Annotated in this window: 11 protein-coding genes; 3 read left to right on the forward strand and 8 right to left on the reverse strand. The window is 63.1% G+C overall.

Going from position 1 to position 16,517, the window contains the following annotated elements:
- Nucleotides 1–37 precede the first annotated feature (37 nt).
- The 6 genes from F8N66_RS28290 to F8N66_RS28320 all read right to left on the reverse strand — a co-directional run bounded on the left by F8N66_RS28290 (nucleotide 38) and on the right by F8N66_RS28320 (nucleotide 6,768).
- Nucleotides 38–1,216 (reverse strand): integrase core domain-containing protein, encoded by a 1,179-nt coding sequence (locus F8N66_RS28290; RefSeq protein ID WP_150773230.1) that lies wholly within the window; start codon nucleotides 1,214–1,216, stop codon nucleotides 38–40.
- 167 nt (nucleotides 1,217–1,383) lie between these two features.
- A complete protein-coding gene (locus F8N66_RS28295; protein ID WP_150773231.1) occupies nucleotides 1,384–2,370 on the reverse strand; it encodes a lysylphosphatidylglycerol synthase domain-containing protein in 987 nt (328 codons plus the stop codon).
- Nucleotides 2,357–3,649 (reverse strand): cardiolipin synthase ClsB, encoded by a 1,293-nt coding sequence (gene clsB, locus F8N66_RS28300; protein ID WP_150773232.1) that lies wholly within the window; start codon nucleotides 3,647–3,649, stop codon nucleotides 2,357–2,359. Before clsB ends, F8N66_RS28295 begins: the two co-directional genes overlap by 14 nt.
- The gene (locus F8N66_RS28305) at nucleotides 3,646–4,443 is read right to left on the reverse strand and encodes an endonuclease/exonuclease/phosphatase family protein (protein ID WP_150773233.1); all 798 of its coding nucleotides are present in this window, start codon (nucleotides 4,441–4,443) and stop codon (nucleotides 3,646–3,648) included. The genes clsB and F8N66_RS28305 overlap by 4 nt, the downstream gene beginning before the upstream one ends.
- On the reverse strand, nucleotides 4,440–5,366 hold the full coding sequence (locus tag F8N66_RS28310; protein WP_150773234.1) for a DUF72 domain-containing protein: 927 nt from the start codon (nucleotides 5,364–5,366) through the stop codon (nucleotides 4,440–4,442). Before F8N66_RS28310 ends, F8N66_RS28305 begins: the two co-directional genes overlap by 4 nt.
- A 199-nt stretch (nucleotides 5,367–5,565) precedes the next feature.
- Nucleotides 5,566–6,768 (reverse strand): MFS transporter, encoded by a 1,203-nt coding sequence (locus F8N66_RS28320; RefSeq protein ID WP_150773236.1) that lies wholly within the window; start codon nucleotides 6,766–6,768, stop codon nucleotides 5,566–5,568.
- Nucleotides 6,769–6,993: 225 nt separating this feature from the next.
- Here F8N66_RS28320 and F8N66_RS28325 point away from each other — a divergent pair, with 225 nt between their 5' ends.
- Nucleotides 6,994–9,114 (forward strand): mechanosensitive ion channel family protein, encoded by a 2,121-nt coding sequence (locus F8N66_RS28325; protein ID WP_150773237.1) that lies wholly within the window; start codon nucleotides 6,994–6,996, stop codon nucleotides 9,112–9,114.
- A 114-nt stretch (nucleotides 9,115–9,228) separates the two neighbouring features.
- Here F8N66_RS28325 and F8N66_RS28330 read toward each other — a convergent pair whose 3' ends face one another.
- Nucleotides 9,229–13,533: a DEAD/DEAH box helicase gene (locus F8N66_RS28330; RefSeq protein WP_150773238.1), complete on the reverse strand. Its 4,305-nt coding sequence runs from the start codon at nucleotides 13,531–13,533 to the stop codon at nucleotides 9,229–9,231.
- Nucleotides 13,534–13,839: 306 nt separating this feature from the next.
- On the opposite strand from F8N66_RS28330, the gene F8N66_RS28340 reads away from it, so the two are divergent.
- Both F8N66_RS28340 and F8N66_RS28345 read left to right on the forward strand, forming a co-directional pair.
- On the forward strand, nucleotides 13,840–14,724 hold the full coding sequence (locus F8N66_RS28340; protein WP_150773240.1) for a sugar nucleotide-binding protein: 885 nt from the start codon (nucleotides 13,840–13,842) through the stop codon (nucleotides 14,722–14,724).
- A complete protein-coding gene (locus F8N66_RS28345; RefSeq protein WP_150773241.1) occupies nucleotides 14,717–15,646 on the forward strand; it encodes an NAD-dependent epimerase/dehydratase family protein in 930 nt (309 codons plus the stop codon). The genes F8N66_RS28340 and F8N66_RS28345 overlap by 8 nt, the downstream gene beginning before the upstream one ends.
- Nucleotides 15,647–15,736: 90 nt before the next feature.
- Here F8N66_RS28345 and F8N66_RS28350 read toward each other — a convergent pair whose 3' ends face one another.
- Complete coding sequence (locus F8N66_RS28350) at nucleotides 15,737–16,435, reverse strand: OmpW/AlkL family protein (protein WP_150773242.1); 699 nt, start codon at nucleotides 16,433–16,435, stop codon at nucleotides 15,737–15,739.
- Between the last annotated feature and the right edge of the window lie 82 nt (nucleotides 16,436–16,517).

Genomic DNA, 16,517 nt, shown 5'->3' on the forward strand with positions numbered 1-16,517 from the left:
TGCGGACGCCTTCGCGGTGTAGAAACGAACACATCCTTTACGATTGAAACCGGGGACATCCTTTACGTTTCTGCTGGCTTGAAAGGCGGCTGTCGCCGCTTTTCAGCCTGCCTAAAAGGTAGTTGCAGAGATAAATGTCCCACACATCATCGTCCACTTCCTTGAGTCCTAGCGCCTCACCTGCCAAGGACTCACTGACGAAAATCATCTTGCCTTTCCATTTCATCGACCCATTTTGTCTAACCTTGCGGATCGTCATATCCGGAGCGTAATCGGCCTCAGGCACGCGCCCGTCGTACTGTCGTGGCGATGGCTCATAGAGGTCGGCAGGAACTTTCATCTCTAAAGCCTTGTGAGGCCTTACGTAATTGAATTCCTGTCGAAACTGTTCGAATGCCAATTGTTGCTCCACCAGATTACGTTCAGGTGCATGAAGCAATGCAGCCTTGAGCATTCGATGCATTCGCTCATGACGGCCATTCTGGTCAGGTCGCCCGGGCTGGATTCGCTCTGGGTAAATCCCTAGGCGTATCCACCAAGCCGCCAGGCTGGATATCCGCGAAATACCGGAGGAGGCGAAGGGGGAGCCGTTGTCTGTGCGAATCACATCGGGTAAACCGTACTCGCGAAACGCCCAGTCAAAGCCTTCGCGTGCACCGGCAACGCTGCTTTGCGCTCTGCACAGCAATAGAAATCGGCTCACGTGATCAGTAATTGTCAGTGGGTAACAACGTTGGCCGTTCTGAAGCGCGAAGTCACCTTTGAAATCTGCCGCCCATGTCTGGTTAGGCGCAGTCGCGTCGCGCAGCGGATTTTTCCCCGCTGGCGGGCGATTGAGGAAACGACGTTTTTGTACCAGACCTGCTCGCTTAAGCCATTCGCCTGCCGTACTGACAGTTGGCCAAGACAACTCCGGATGATCGATCTTAAGGTTATGGACCAGCTTCTCAGGCCCCCAGCTGTGGTGCTCGCGCTTGTAGGCGATTAGCAACTCAAGAACCTCGTCGCTGATTTTGAAGGGGCTCGTATGCGGACGCCGTGAGAGCTCTTTTAACCCTTCAATGCCCTGTGCCTCGTAGCGTGCAAGCCATTTGTCCAAAGTGGGTCGGCTAAGCCCGTAGTGACGGGCCAGCTCGCTTTTGGAGTAACTGCCTTGCAGCCAGTCACCTATGAGTTTGATTCGTTGATCCATTGGGGACTCTCGATTCCAGGGCATGGTCAGGCACCTCCTGACCGTATTTCATACCTGTAAACGATGTCTCCGGTTTAAAACGTAAAGGATGTCCCCGGTTTCTACCCGGGCGAGCCCGCTCCCACAGGGGGAATACAATTCAAATGGGGGAGCGGGCCTGCTCGCGAAGACGTCTGCCTGGACAACTCCTGTCACTTGGGTTTCTTCGCAATCCGCAACGACTTGGCCTTGGCCTCCACCAGCAAATACATCACCAGCGTAATCAACAGTGGCAGCAGGAAATAAATCGCCCGATAAGCCAGCAACCCCGCCACCAGGCTGCCTCGCGACACCTCGTGTTGCAGCAGCGCCACAAACACCGCTTCCAGCACCCCGAGCCCGGCCGGTATGTGGGTGATCACCCCGGCGATGGCGCTGATCAGCAGCACGCCCAATACCAAGGGATAGTCGAGTTTGCTCGGCAGCAGGGTGAAAATGACCGCCGCCATCAGCGACCAGTTCAGCGCGCCGAGGGCCAGTTGCAGGATCGCCATGCGCAGGGATGGCAAGTTGATTTCCACGCCGCGTATCGCCCACTCCCGGCGCCTGGAAAACTGGCAGGCCGCGAGATACCCGGCGCTCACAAGCAGCAACAAAACGCCCACCGCTTGCAACGCGCCACTGCTGAGTTTCCAGCCTGGCGGCATGCGGACCAGTCCGCTGCTGAACACCGCGCCGGCAATGACCATGTAGCCAAACCAGTTGGTGGCCAGGCTCAGCCCGAGGATTTTCGCGATGTTGCCTTTGCTCACGCCGAGTCGGGAATACAGCCGGTAACGCATGGCAATGCCGCCGACCCAGGCGCTCAGGTTGAGGTTGAAAGCGTAACTGATGATCCCCACCGGCAGGATCTGCTTCCACGTCAAATCCTGGCGAATGTAGGTGCGCCCGATCAGGTCGAAGCAGGCGTAGACCAGGAAACTCAGCAGGGTCAGCCCGGCGGCGATGATCAAGGTACGCACCTTGAAATCGGCCAGGGTGTCGAGCACTTCGCCCCATTCGATGCGCGAGGCGAACATCGTCAACAGCACAATCAGCGCCAGGAAAAACAGCATCGTCAGCGGTTTTTTCCAGCGGCTCAGTCGTGATTTGGCCGGGTGGTCGGCGTGGGGCGGCGCGTGGGCTTCAGTGCGGCTCATGCGGTTCGCTCCCGGTCGGTGAGGTGAAGGCTTTCAGGCGTGGCTTATGCGCCGGCAGCCATCCGGCCCATGCCGGGAAATGGCGCAGGAAGTGGAACACCAGAAAACCCACGGTCATGTGCCAGACCCGACCCCGAGGGGCCGTGTCCGCCGACATGGCCTTGCAGTGGTGATCGCTGAGTGCTTCGAGTCGGTCGAACAGGTCGCGGTTGAACGCACGGTCACGGATCAACACGTTGGCCTCAAGGTTCATCGACAGGCTCAACGGGTCGAGGTTGCTGGAGCCGACGGTGCTCCAGTCTTCATCCACCAGGGCGACCTTGCCGTGCAACGGGCGATCGCAGTACTCGTAGATCTTCACCCCGGATTTGAGCAGGTAGTCGTACGTCATGCGCGCGGCGAGTTTGGCCACCAGCATGTCGGGTTGGCCTTGCAGAATCAGGCGCACGTCAACGCCACGCCGGGCAGCGTTGCGGATTTCGCGCAGCAATCGATAGCCCGGGAAAAAGTAGGCGTTGGCGATCACCACGCGCCGTTGCGCGGTGCGCAGGACCTGGCGATAAATCTCTTCGATGTCGGTCGAGTGCTCGTTGTTGTCGCGGTACACCAGTCGCACCTGGCCATCGTGGTCGCTGACGGCCAGTTCCGAGCGCCGTTGCCGGCGCCGTTGCCACCAGTACCTGGCCCGCGCCGGGCGACCGCATTGCAACAGGGCAAAGTGATGGATGTCGGCCACCGCCGGGCCTTGTACTTCAACCGAATAATCCTGCTTGGCCTCGGGGCCGAAGTCGGCCAGATGGTCGGCGGAGAAGTTGATGCCGCCAATGAACGCCACCGTTCCGTCCACCACCACGATCTTGCGGTGCAGGCGGCGGAACCAGTTGGTGCGGATGCCCAGGCGCTTCGGGGCGGGGTCGAACATCTGCAGGTGCACGCCGGCACCGCTCAGCGCAGTGAGATAACCGGTGCTCAGTTCGCCACAGCCGAACCCGTCGAAGCTGGCAGTGACGCGCACCCCCCGTCGGGCGGCGTCGATGAGCACGGTCTTGAGCTCTTCGCCGACCTTGTCCTCGAACACGATGAAAGTTTCCAGGAGGATTTCGGTCTTGGCCTGGCGCATGGCTTCGAACACCCTTGGGAAATAGGCTTCGCCGTTTTCCAGCAGTTCGACGCGATTATTGCCTTGCCAGCGGTACTCGACATCGACGGCAGCGGGCTCGCTGGCCGGCGGCGCGGCTATCGGCTCCACGGTGGTTTTTTCCATCGGCGAGGTACTCATAGTTCGATCTCCACCGACAGTGGGGCGTGGTCCGAGAGGTGGGACCAGGGCCGTGTGGTCAGCACTTGCGGCCGGCTGGCCTTGAGGTTGCGCACGTAGATGCGATCCAGGCGCAACGTCGGCAAACGGGCCGGAAAGCTGCGCGCCGGTTTGCCGTGGTGCTCGGCGAACACTTCGCGCAGGCCGCAGGGCTTGAGCAAGGCATCGGCGCGTTGGCGCCAGTCGTTGAAATCACCGGCGACGATCACGGGCGCATCGTCCGGCAGCTCTTCCAGGCGACGGGCAAGCAGCCTCAGCTGTTCGTTGCGGTGGGTTTCGCGCAGGCCCAGGTGGACGCACATCGCATGCACCTCAGGGCCGTCGCCGGGCAGGCGTAACACGCAATGCAGGAGGCCGCGATTCTCGTGGCCGCTGATCGACACATCGAGGTTGTCGTGGCGCACGATCTGGAATTTCGACAGCAGCGCATTGCCGTGATCACCCGCCGGATAGACCGCGTTGCGTCCGTAGGCAAACTGCGGCCACAGGCTGTCGGCAAGGAATTCGTATTGCGGCATCGCCGGCCAATTGCTGTAGCGCTTGGGATGCTGTTCGTGCGTACCGTGGACTTCCTGCAGGAACACCACATCGGCGGAAACGCTGCGCACCGCTTCACGCAGTTCCGGCAGGATGAAACGCCGGTTCAGCGCGGTAAACCCCTTGTGGGTGTTGACCGTGAGCACGGTGAAACGGTGCACCAGGGTGTCAATGGTCGCTTGCTCGTCGGTGACGCCGACCGGTTCGCGAATGCTCATGGCAGCGCTCCTTCGGCAACGGGTTCACCGGGGGCGGTGGCCAGGTCCTGATCGAGATCGAAACGTTCCAGAAGACGGCGCGCGTCGAAAGGCGCGCGGACTTTGATGTCGTTATCGAAATAGCAAAACACTTCGCGGGATTTGCGCACCCTGGGCTTTTGCCGGGGGGCAATCAGCTGTGGGTCACTCGGTTGCCGCCCCTGGTGCCAGGCCTCGATCCGCTCGCCCCAGCGTTCCAGCGCCTGCGACGTGTAACCGCTGGCGTAGAGTTCTTCGGCGCCGTGCAGGCGCAAGTAAACGAAGTCGCTGGTGATGTCCTCGCGATACGGCCATTTACCGGCGGTGTCGGCGATCACCAGTGCGGTGTTGTAGCGTTTGAGCAGGCGGACGAAGGCCGGGTCGATGAAGCTGTCGTGGCGGATTTCCACGGCATGGCGCAGTGGTTTTTTCCTGTACGCCTTGAGGCTGGCGTGGCCGTTGAGGTGCGAATCGTGCTGGCGGGCGAGGGCGGCCGCCTGTTCGGTGTCGTGGGGCAATTGCTCAAGGAAAGTTTCGAGCAGTTCGGCATCGAATTTGAAGTTGGGCGGGAACTGCCAGAGGATCGGGCCGAGCTTTTCCTTGAGCTCCAGCACCCCGGAGGCAAAGAAATTGGCCAGGGGTTTATGGATGTCTCGCAGGCGTTTGATGTGAGTGATAAAGCGCGGAGCCTTGACGCTGAACACAAAGTGTTCAGGGGTTTCGGCGTACCACCGTGCATAGCGGTCAGGCCGTTGCAGGGCGTAGAACGATCCATTGATTTCGATGCTGTTGACCGCCCGCGACGCGAACTGCAACTCGCGTTTCTGGGGCAATCCCTTTGGGTAGAAGTCCCCCCGCCAAGGCGTGTAGCGCCAACCTGAAATGCCAATGTGAATCGCCGCCATGTCGCCTCCCGTCCGAGTGCCCCGTTCTTTTGCTGACTGTGGGACGGCGGCGAAAGTTTCGGTGGGGCTACGGACGGTATTGTGTGGACCACCGCAAACCCCTTGTGGGAGCGGGCTTGCTCGCGAAAGCGGTACACCAGGCACATTAATGTTGGATGTGCCGCCGCCTTCGCGAGCAAGCCCGCTCCCACAGGGTTGATCAATGGCCGGCGACTATGCGGGTCGAGGACTGGGCATACACCGGCCCCAGGCGATCCAGACGCCCGCTCCACGCGGTCAACGCCAGCGCCACCAACACCACCAGGCCACCGATCCACGCGGTATGGATCAAGCCCATGTGCGCCACGATCAGGCCACCGCCCCACGCCCCACCCGCAATCCCGAGGTTGAACGCGGCGATGTTCAGGCCGGATGCCACGTCCACCGCATGGGGCGTGTGATGTTCGGCCTGGCGCACCACATACACTTGCAGCCCGGGCACATTGCCGAATGCCACGGCGCCCCACACCAGCACGGTGGCCAGCGCCAGCCATGGGTTGGCGGCGGTGAACGTCAGCACGAACAGCACGGCGGCGAGCAGGGCGAAGATGATTTTCAGGGCGCTGATCGGGCCGCGCCTGTCCGCCAGTTTGCCGCCCCAGAGGTTGCCGATGGCCACCGAAATGCCGTAGACCAGCAGCACCAGGCTGACGGTGCTGGCGCTGAAACCGGAGAGGTCCTGAAGGATTGGCGCCAGGAAGGTGAAGGCAATGAAGGAGCCGCCGTAACCGATCGCGGTCATGGCGTATACCAGCAGCAACCGGGGTTGCTGGAGTACCCGCAATTGCTGCAACAGCGACGCGGGTTTGCTGTGGGCGATGTTTTTCGGCACGTAGAGCAGGCTGCCGATAAAGGCGATCACGCCCAGTGCGGACACGGCGAGGAAGGTTTCACGCCAGCCGAAGTGCTGGCCGATGAACGTGCCCAACGGAACGCCGGTGACCAGCGCCACGGTGAGGCCGGTGAACATGATGGCGATCGCGCTGGCGGCTTTTTCCTTGGGCACTAGACTGGTGGCGATGGTCGACCCGATTGAGAAAAACACCCCGTGGGCCAGGCCGGTGACGATCCGCGCCAGAATCAACGACTCGTAGCCCGGCGCTTTCCAGGCCAGCAGGTTGCCGAGGGTGAACAGCACCATCAGCGACAACAGCAGCCATTTGCGCGGGACTTTGCCGGTCAGGGCGGTCAGTACCGGGGCACCGACGGCGACACCCAGGGCATACAGGCTGACCAGCAGGCCGGCGGACGGCAGGCTGACCCCGAGGTCGGCGCCGATGGTCGGTAACAGGCCAACGATGACGAACTCGGTCGTCCCGATGGCAAAGGCGCTGAGGGTCAGCGCGAGCAAGGCAATGGGCATGGCTGCAACTCCGGTGGGGTGATGTGATGGAGCGCAGTGTCGGGGATCGGGTTGTGCGGAAAAATACAGGGATGGGCATTTGATATTTGCCTTGAGCGCAAGGATCGTCGCCATGCTCGGCTTTGTTATGCCTGTCGTGACGCACTGCGTCATTCGGGGAGTCACCGAACTTGCCGGCCATTTCCCGATCAGTTCCATACAGTCTCAGCCAAGGGAGCGCGAGCTTTGATCAAGTTCAAGACCGCGATATTACTGGGGGCGCTGCTGTTTCTGGGCAGCGAGGAACTGGAAGCCGCAGCGATCCCGGGTGTGCCGGCCGCCGCCGCGACACCGCCGGCGCACCCGCAGCCACTGGTGCAGGGCGGGCTGCTGGGCGCCATCAGTTCGAGCATCGATGAGGTGCAGGAAAAACTCGATCTCAACGAGGACCTGCTCGACGCCTGGCGTTTGCGCGCGGACCGCGCCGCCGATGAGGTGGATCTATTGGTCAATCGTCCATCGGCCCGTTCGCCCTGGAGCGTGGCCGGGGATTTCCTGTTGCTGACGGCGGTGTGGGCGGGTGTCTTCGGCCTGCTGTGGATGTTCGGCAAGTTTTTGACCGAGCGCCTGTGCCGGCATCGCCTGCTGCTCAGCCGAGAGCGCGGCCAGGCATTGCTGGGGTACGTGTTGCCTTACAGCATCCCCGCCGTGATCAGCCTGCCGCTGACGATCTATGCCAGCCAGTTCTTGCCCGTCTCCGCCGGTCGGGCGCTGGCGTTGTGCTTTGCCTATGCCACCAGCAGCGGTGTGTTCGCCGCGTCCCTGGTGATGTCACTGGTGGTGCTGTTCAATGCCGGCCACAAGCGCCGCGCGGTGCAGATCATTCGCCAGCACAGTCCACGGCTGCTGTTCATGATCGGTTTTCTCGTCGCCCTGAGCGATGCCCTGACCAGCCCGCAGATCGCTCATCAACTGGGTGGCAACCTCACCAGCAGCATCGCGGTGTTCACCGGGCTGGCGGCGACGATTTCCTTCGGCTGGCTGGTGATCCGCATGCGTCGGCCGGTGGCCCAGGTGATCCGGATTCTGCCGCTGGCCCAGCGCCGATCGCAGCCGGCCCTGCGCGAAACCCTGCGGATTTTTTCCGGGCTCTGGTATTGGCCGATCCTGTTGATGGTACTGGTGTCGATCATCAACCTGATCGGCATTGGCGATGACAACCAGAAAGTCTTGCGCAGCGCGCTGTTCACCACGGTGTTGCTGATTGCCTCGGTGTTCCTCAGCACCACGCTGCATCACCTGTTCAGGACGCGCAGCGAATCGGACGTGCGCCGCAACGGCGCCTACAAAGAGCGCTTCCTGAGCCTTTCCCACGCCTTGCTGCGCATCGCCATGGCCATTGTGTTCATCGACATCCTGGGGCGGATCTGGGGCGTGTTGCTGTTCGAATTCGCGGTGAGCAATTCGGTCGGACGGGCGATCAGCGACTCGCTGAGCCACATCGGCCTGATTTTCCTGGTGACCTGGATGGTCTGGGTGGTGCTGGACACGGCCATCCAGGAGGCCCTGAAACCACCGACCACCAAACGCTCGGCGCGACAACCCAGCACACGGGTCAAAACCATTCTGCCGCTGCTGCGCAACGCGATTAAAATCGTGCTGGTGGTGATCTGCGCCATCACCACCATGGCCAACCTGGGAATCAATGTGGCGCCGTTCCTGGCCGGTGCCGGGGTCATCGGGCTGGCGATCGGTTTCGGGTCCCAGCAACTGGTGCAGGATGTGATCACCGGGTTGTTCATCATCATCGAAGACACCCTGTCCATCGGCGATTGGGTGGTGCTCGACTCCGGGCACGCCGGCACCGTCGAGGGCCTGACCATCCGCACCCTGCGCCTGCGTGACGGCAAGGGCTTCGTGCACTCGGTGCCGTTCGGCCAGATCAAGGCCGTGACCAACCAATCGCGGCAGTTTGCCTATGCGTTCTTTTCGGTGCAGTTCACCTACGACACCGATGTCGACAAGGCCATCGAACTGATCCGCGAGGCCGGGCATTCGATCAGCAGCGATCCGTTTCTCAAGTACAACCTGCAGGGGCCGCTGGACGTGTTCGGGGTCGACAGGATGGACCTCAACGGCGTGGTGCTGACGGCGCAGTTCCGCACCGTGTCGGGCGGGCAATATGCGGTCAGCCGGGCGTTCAATCAGCGCTTGAAGAAGCTTGTGGATAATTGTCCATGGGCGCATTTCGCGCAGACTTATCCACAGCAGGTTTTGATGCCCAAGCCTGCGGAACCGATGCAGGATGGCGCGGCGCAGCCTGAGCATTCGGCGGTGTTGATGCCGGATCGGCCGCGTCCTCAGTAGTTGTGGTGGCTGTGCTGGCCCCTTCGCGAGCAAGCCCGCTCCCACAGGGGTGGGCGTGCACGCAACTCCATTGTGGGAGCGGGCTTGTTCGCGAAGAGGCCAGACCAGACAGCATCAATGCCGGATCAGTTTTCTGCTGACTTCAGCCATGGCCTGCTGATCCAGCTCCAGCCAGAATTGCTGCTTCCCGGCAATCTCGGCCGCCACCGGCAACCCATCGCGATACACCAGCCGATTGCTCGCCAGCGCCGGCACTTTAGCGCCGGGCAGCAAGGTACCGGCGAGGTTCAGCGGATCGACCCCGCACACCGCGATCAAGCTGCCGTCATGGGGGCGACGTCGCACTTCACGTAGTAATGGAATCGCCTCCGGCAGCGCAAATTGCTCGCCCGCCAGGCCACTGACAAAGCGCCCGCCGCGAATCTCGCCCCGCGCTTCCAGTCGATGGAAGGTGCGCAGCAATTCGCGCCAGCTCGGCAACCAGTCCGCCTCACGCTCCTGCAGGCGCCAGAACACCACGCCGTAGCGACGCAGCAAGGTCATGGCGATGTGTTCCAGGGTGTCGGCGGGCGTGGGTGCCGGGCGCGGGTTGTCCATAACCGGCGCTGGCGACCCGCGTCGAAGCAACGCCCAACGCCCGGCATCGTCCATGCCGCCGATAAACGCCCCGCGCCCGCGACGACTGCTGCGGGCCTGACGTTTGCTGGCGGGCGTGATCAGTGCGCGTAGCCCGGCGAAGCTGTCGGCGTTCACCAGACCGGCCCCCACCAGTTCCTGCAAGGCGATTTCCAGTTCGGTGCGCAGCACATGCGCTTCGTGTACCAGCTCATCGAAAAACAGCGCGCCGTGCTGGCGCAGGGCGTCGTGGACTTTTTGGGTCTTGGGCGACAGTTCGCTGACCGGCGTCTGCCCGGTCAAGTCACTCCACAGCCCGACCCGATTGCGCGGCAACAACACAATCGGCGTGCTGCGCAGTGCGGTGCTGGCGCCCTTGCTGTGCGCGGTGAGCCGGGTCCAGACCAGTTTGCCGCTGCGGCACAGTTCGTCCAGCCATGTCGCCGAGTAGTCTTTGAGCCGTGCCGGCAGGATGTCGCTGTCCCAGGCGGACGCGGCAGCGGGGTAGCCCTCGAACTGCGCGATGATCGCCGGCAACATCGCGCTGCCCTGGCCTTGGCTGGCGCTGGACAGGTGCTGCCAGTCGAACAGGAACCGCATGAAATCCTGCAACGCCACCGGCTCGATTTCCCGCCGCAGGCGCTTGACCGTGTAGCGATGAATCCGCGCCAGCAAATGGCGCTCGCACCATTGGTCTTCGGTGACGCCCGGGGTGAAACGACCGCGCAGCACGTAGCCTTCGCGCTCCAGTTGCGCCAGCGCCTGGCTGACCTGTGTCGGCGGCAACCCGAGCGGTTCGGCGATCGCCTTCAGCGGTTGTGGCGCAAAACCGCTGAGCCGCGCGCGAAGCACTTCAAGCACGGCGTCGTCCGCGTCCCAAGCCTCATCGAAACCCGGCAAGGCCTCCAGCACCGGGCACACATCCGCCTGTGGATAAATTGCCCGCAGGCAAGTCAGGCGCTCGCGAGCCAGCCACAGCGAATGGTTGATGCGGCAGGCGCGACCGCTGTCGGCCAGGGCCTTCAACCCATCGAGCCAGCGCGGGTTGGCTTGCGCTTCGGCGTCGCTGATGCACCCCAGGCTCATCAGCGCCTCGTGGATCTCATCGATACTGTTGGGCGCGGGCCAGGCTTCTTCAGCCACGGCAGCAATGGCCTCAACGTCCAGCGCGCCGAGGTCATCGGCGGATTGCGGGTCGCTCCAGCGGCGGTTGAGCACGGCCTGGGTGCGGCGCTCTTCCAGCGGCGCATCGTCGAGAAAGGTGTAGGGCCGGGCGCTGAGGATTTCCGCGGCCAGCGGCGAGGGCGCGGGCAAATCGCGGCTGATCAGGCGAATCTCGCCACGCTCCATGCGCCGCAACAACGCCAGCCAGCCTTCGCTGTCCATGGCGTCGTGCAGGCAATCGTCGAGGGTTTGCTCCACCAGCGGGTGGTCAGGTATTTCCCGTTCGCCGACGAGGTTTTCCACGCAGGCGATCTGATCGGGAAACACGCTGGCGATCAGGTCTTCGCTTTTCATTCGCTGGATCTGCGGCGCGACCTTGCGCCCGCCGGTGAACCGCGGCAACGCCAGGGCCACCCCGGCATTCCAGCGCCAGCGCACACCGAACAGCGGCGCATCGAGTACCGCTTGAATCAGCAGGTGCTCGGCGCTGTGGCTGTGCAGGTAGCGCCAGACGTCATCCAGTTCAAAGCTGTGGCTGGTGGACAGTGACAGCACGATGGCGTCTTCGCTGGCCGCCGCCTGCAATTCGAAATTGAAGGTGCGGCAAAACCGCTTGCGCAGGGCCAGGCCCCAGGCGCGGTTGATGCGGCTGCCATATGGCGTATGGATGATCAGCTGGGTGCCGCCGGACTCGTCGAAAAAGCGCTCCATCAACAGCGTGTCCTGGGACGGCAGGGCGCCGAGGACCTGGCGCGCGCGGGCCAGGTATTCGAGCAGTTGTTCGGCGCTGGCGAGATTGAGGCCAAGGGTCTCGGTCAGCCAGTCGAGGGCCGGTTGCAGGTTGCCCGGCGTGGCACCCAGCAGCGCATCGAGCTGCGCTTGCAGGCGCGCGACGGCGAACGACAGTTCTGCGCTGCGCCCCGGCGCTTCGCCGAGCCAGAACGGAAGGGTCGGCGGCTGCCCCTGGGCATCCTCGACCCGGACCTTGCCGGTTTCGATCCGCAGGATCCGGTACGAGGTATTGCCCAGCTGGAACACGTCGCCGGCGATGCTTTCCACGGCAAAGTCTTCGTTGACGCTGCCGATGTTCAAGCCCTGGGGTTCGAGCAACACGCTGTAGTCGGCGTTGTCGGGAATGGTCCCGCCGCTGGTCACGGCCGTCAGTTTGCTGCCCCGACGCCCGCGCAGGGTGCGGCTGACAGCGTCGCGGTGCAGGTAGGCACTGCGCAGGCCCTGACGGCCGTTGTAGCCCTCGGCGAGCATGTGCAACAGCGCCTGGTAGTGTTTTTCGTCGAGGGCGGCATAAGGCGAGGCCTGGCGAAACAGTGCCAGCAACGCGTCCTCCGACCATTCCTGGCAACTGACCTCGGCGATTATTTGCTGCGCCAGCACGTCCAGCGGCGCCAGCGGGATTTGCAAGGTATCCAGTTCGCCCCGGCGCACGCAGTCGAGCAGCGCGACGCATTCGATCAGGTCGTCGCGGGTGGTGGCGAACAGGCGACCCTTGGGCGTGCCGCCGACCTGGTGCCCCGAGCGGCCGACCCGTTGCAGAAATCCGGCAATCGAGCGCGGCGAGGCGATCTGGCACACCAGGTCGACATCGCCGATGTCGATGCCCAGTTCCAGCGACGCCGTGGCGATCAGCACTTGCAGTTCGCCGCGCTTGAGCCGTTGTTCGGCGTCCAGGCGGAATTCCTTGGCCAGGCTGCCATGGTGGGCGGCCACGGCGTCCTTGCCCAGGCGTTCGCTCAGGTGCCGGCTCAAGCGCTCGGCAAGGCGTCGGGTGTTGACGAAAATCAGCGTGGTGCGGTGTTCGCGGGCGAGGGTGGCGAGGCGGTCGTAGACCAGCTCCCAGACGTCATTGGCCATCACCGCCGACAACGGCACCGGCGGCACTTCGATATCCAGATCCCGTGGGCGGGCGTGGCCGATGTCGATGATCTGGCAGTCGCGATCGCGACCGACCAGAAAACGCGAGACCGCGTCGATGGGTTTTTGCGTAGCCGACAGGCCAATGCGCACCAGCGGCGCGGCGCACAGTGCCTGCAGGCGTTCCAGGCTCAGGGCGAGGTGGCTGCCACGTTTACTGGCGGCGATGGCGTGGATTTCGTCGACGATCACTGTGCGCGTGGTGCCGAGCATCTGCCGGCCGGAATCGGAACCCAACAACACATAAAGGGATTCCGGGGTGGTGACCAGAATGTGCGGCGCGGTCTTGCGCATCGCCGAGCGGTCTTTTTGCGGGGTGTCGCCGGTGCGTACGGCGGTGGTGATCTGCAAGGCGGGCAAGCCCATCACGCCCAGTTGTTCGGTGATGCCGGCCAGTGGCGTCTGCAGGTTGATCCGGATGTCGTTGGACAGCGCCTTGAGCGGCGACACGTAGACCACCAGGGTTTCGTCCGGCAGGCCGCTGTCGGATTCCAGGCCCTGGTGCACCAGATCGTCGATGACCGCGAGGAAGGCGGTGAGGGTCTTGCCGGACCCCGTGGGCGCGGCGATCAGGGTCGAGTGGCGCTGGCGTATCAGCGGCCACGCCCGGGCCTGGGCGGCGGTGACCGTCGCGAAGGTGTTGCTGAACCAGGCGCTGACGGCAGGGTGGAAGCCATTCAGGGCGCTGTCTGCGGGGATGGGCAGGTTCATGGGGCAATTTATGCGGGTGGGGCCGGCAAGATGCAAGTACCGCTTGGGATCTCCAGTGACCTTGAGGGCCTCTTCGCGAGCGAGCCCGCTCCCACAATGGAGTTGTGTACACCGAACCAATGTGGGAGCGGGCTTGCTCGCGAAGGGGCCAGTACAGGCACCGCATACCCCGCACATCTACACTTTACGGATGACGGTTGCGCACTAAACCCGCAAAATGCAACGATTCCGGCAACTATCGACGACCCCGGCCACGGGTGCTGTCGATAAAACCATTGTTTCTATCAGACTGGGCCTGCTGACTTTATGCGAATGCGCCTTATGTTACTGGGCGGCGGAAATGCCCTTGGGCAGGCGCTGATTCGCCTGGGTGCGGAGGAAGACATCGGTTTCCTCGCCCCCCGCCCACCGCAAGACGGCTGGGACGCCGCGAGCCTGACGCAACTGCTCGACGACACCCGCCCCGACGCGCTGATCAACCTCGCCTACTACTTTGACTGGTTCCAGGCGGAGGCGGTCAGCGAGCAGCGCCTGGCCGGGCAGGAGCGGGCGATCGAGCGCCTGGCCGAACTGTGCCAGCATCACAATATCGTGCTGTTGCAGCCTTCGAGCTATCGCGTGTTCGACGGCTCGCGCGCCACCGCTTACAGCGAAAAAGACGAGCCAGTGCCGTTGGGCCTGCGCGGCCAGGCCTTGTGGCGGATCGAGCAGAGCGTGCGCGCCACCTGCCCGCAGCACGTGTTGCTGCGCTTCGGCTGGCTGCTCGATGACAGCCCCGACGGCACCCTCGGGCGTTTCCTCGGTCGGGCCGAGCACCCGCAGGAGCTGCTGATGGCCGATGACCGCCGCGGCAATCCGACCCCGGTGGACGATGCCGCACGGGTGATCATTTCCGTCCTCAAGCAACTCGATTGCGCGGCGCCGCTGTGGGGCACCTACCACTACGCAGGGCATGAGGCCACCACGCCGCTGGCGTTGGGCCAGGCCATCCTCACCGAAGCGCGCGCGCTGCATCCGCTGGCCATCGAAGCCCCGACTGCCCAGGCCCACGCCGCGCGGCCGGACGCCGCCGAAGAACCGCAACACGCGGTACTGGCCTGCAAGAAAATCCTCCACACGTTCGGCATCAAGCCACGCGCCTGGCGTGCGGCGCTTCCGGGCCTGCTGGACAGGTTCTATCGCCATGGCTGACGGCCCCATCCTGATCACCGGCGGCGCCGGTTTCATTGGCTCGCACCTGACCGACGCATTGCTCGCCAAAGGTTATTCGGTGCGGATCCTCGACGACCTGTCCACCGGCAAGCGCAGCAACTTGCCGCTGGATAACCCCAAGGTCGAACTGATCGTCGGCGACGTCGCCGATGCCGCGCTGGTGGCCCGGGCGATGTCCGGTTGCAGCGCGGTCGCGCACCTGGCAGCGGTGGCTTCGGTGCAGGCCTCGGTGGACGATCCGGTGAAGACTCACCAGAGCAATTTCATCGGCTCGCTGAATGTCTGCGAAGCCATGCGCGAGACGGGCGTCAAACGCGTGTTGTTTGCCTCCAGCGCGGCGGTGTATGGCAACAATGGCGAAGGCGAGTCGATCGATGAAGACACGCCCAAGGCACCGTTGACCCCCTACGCCTCGGACAAGTTGGCCAGCGAACACTACTTTGATTTCTACCGGCGCCAGCATGCCCTGGAACCGGTGGTTTTCCGCTTTTTCAACATCTTCGGCCCGCGCCAGGATCCCTCTTCGCCGTACTCCGGGGTGATCAGCATTTTCAGCGAGCGCGCGCAGAAAGGCCTGCCGATCACCGTGTTTGGCGACGGCGAGCAAACGCGGGACTTCCTCTACGTCGAGGATCTGGTCAGCCTGTTGGTACAAGCTATCGAGCAACCGCAGGTGGAAGTCGGTGCGGTCAACGTCGGCTGGAACCAGGCGACGAGCCTCAAGCAGCTGCTGGCGGCACTTGAAACGGTTGTGGGTGAACTGCCGCCGGTGAACCACGGCCCGGCACGCTCCGGTGACATTCGTCATTCTCGGGCGGATAACCGGCGATTGCTGGAGCGCTTCAACGCACCTGAGCAGACGCCGATGAGCGTTGGCCTGGCGCGGTTGCTGGGACAATAGAAAAAGGCGCCTGTCCAGGCGCCTTTTTTTGTTGCTGATCGCCACCGTGCAGGGCAGTGGAAGCGATCCATTCACCACCACGTGAATCCTTTAGAACTTGTAACCCAGACCCACCATGTAGATGAACGGATCGGCATCCACGTTCACCCGTGCGCGGGTGCCGGGCGCGACGGCGTTGTTTTCCACGGTCGCGCGGGTATCGATGTCGATGTAGCGCATCTGGGCGTTGAGCAGGATGTTGTCGGTCAGCATGTAGTCAGCACCCACCTGCCAGGCCACGCCCCAGGAGTTTTTGGTGTTGAAGTTGCTGAAACCATTGGCGCGGGCTTCGCTGCTCAGGTGTTCGTCGTACATCCAGGTGTAGTTCACGCCGGCCCCGACATAGGGCTGGAACGCGGACTTGCTGTCCAGCGGGTAGTACACCAGGCTCAAGGTCGGCGGCAGTTGATTGAAGCTGCCCAGTTTGCCGTTGGCCGCGCTCAGGGCGGTGCCCTTGAGTTTGACGTCATGCTCGAACGGCGTGGCGGCCAGCAGTTCGATACCCAGGTGGTCGGTGATCATGTAGGCGAAGTTCAGGCCCAGCTGTGTGTCGCTGCTCAAGGTGGCCTTGCCGCCCAGGTCGGCCCCGCTCAATGGGCCCTGATCGACCTTGACGGTGGAACTGTCGGTGTTCGGGTTGACGGTGATCGCGCCGGCACGCAAGAGGATGTCGCCTTGTTCGTGGGCGTAGGCAAGCGGGGCTGCGAGCGCGAGGGCAAACAGCGAGGCGCCGAGCAGGGACTTGTTCATGGGGGCTCCAGAGGACGTTGAAAATGTTCGATGTCCAATGGTAAGGCGGCTAACGATTCGGTCTTTTGACTCAGCTCAAAGA

Source organism: Pseudomonas fluorescens (assembly GCF_902498195.1).
Lineage (GTDB): Bacteria > Pseudomonadota > Gammaproteobacteria > Pseudomonadales > Pseudomonadaceae > Aquipseudomonas > Aquipseudomonas fluorescens_BU.

What these genes read in the sequence shown, in the direction of transcription:
- F8N66_RS28290 (WP_150773230.1), bottom strand. Translation starts at nt 1,216, where the DNA reads ATGCCCTGGAATCGAGAGTCCCCAATGGATCAACGAATCAAACTCATA.
- F8N66_RS28295 (WP_150773231.1), bottom strand. Translation starts at nt 2,370, where the DNA reads ATGAGCCGCACTGAAGCCCACGCGCCGCCCCACGCCGACCACCCGGCC.
- clsB (WP_150773232.1), bottom strand. Translation starts at nt 3,649, where the DNA reads ATGAGTACCTCGCCGATGGAAAAAACCACCGTGGAGCCGATAGCCGCG.
- F8N66_RS28305 (WP_150773233.1), bottom strand. Translation starts at nt 4,443, where the DNA reads ATGAGCATTCGCGAACCGGTCGGCGTCACCGACGAGCAAGCGACCATT.
- F8N66_RS28310 (WP_150773234.1), bottom strand. Translation starts at nt 5,366, where the DNA reads ATGGCGGCGATTCACATTGGCATTTCAGGTTGGCGCTACACGCCTTGG.
- F8N66_RS28320 (WP_150773236.1), bottom strand. Translation starts at nt 6,768, where the DNA reads ATGCCCATTGCCTTGCTCGCGCTGACCCTCAGCGCCTTTGCCATCGGG.
- F8N66_RS28330 (WP_150773238.1), bottom strand. Translation starts at nt 13,533, where the DNA reads ATGAACCTGCCCATCCCCGCAGACAGCGCCCTGAATGGCTTCCACCCT.
- F8N66_RS28340 (WP_150773240.1), top strand. Translation starts at nt 13,840, where the DNA reads ATGCGAATGCGCCTTATGTTACTGGGCGGCGGAAATGCCCTTGGGCAG.
- F8N66_RS28345 (WP_150773241.1), top strand. Translation starts at nt 14,717, where the DNA reads ATGGCTGACGGCCCCATCCTGATCACCGGCGGCGCCGGTTTCATTGGC.
- F8N66_RS28350 (WP_150773242.1), bottom strand. Translation starts at nt 16,435, where the DNA reads ATGAACAAGTCCCTGCTCGGCGCCTCGCTGTTTGCCCTCGCGCTCGCA.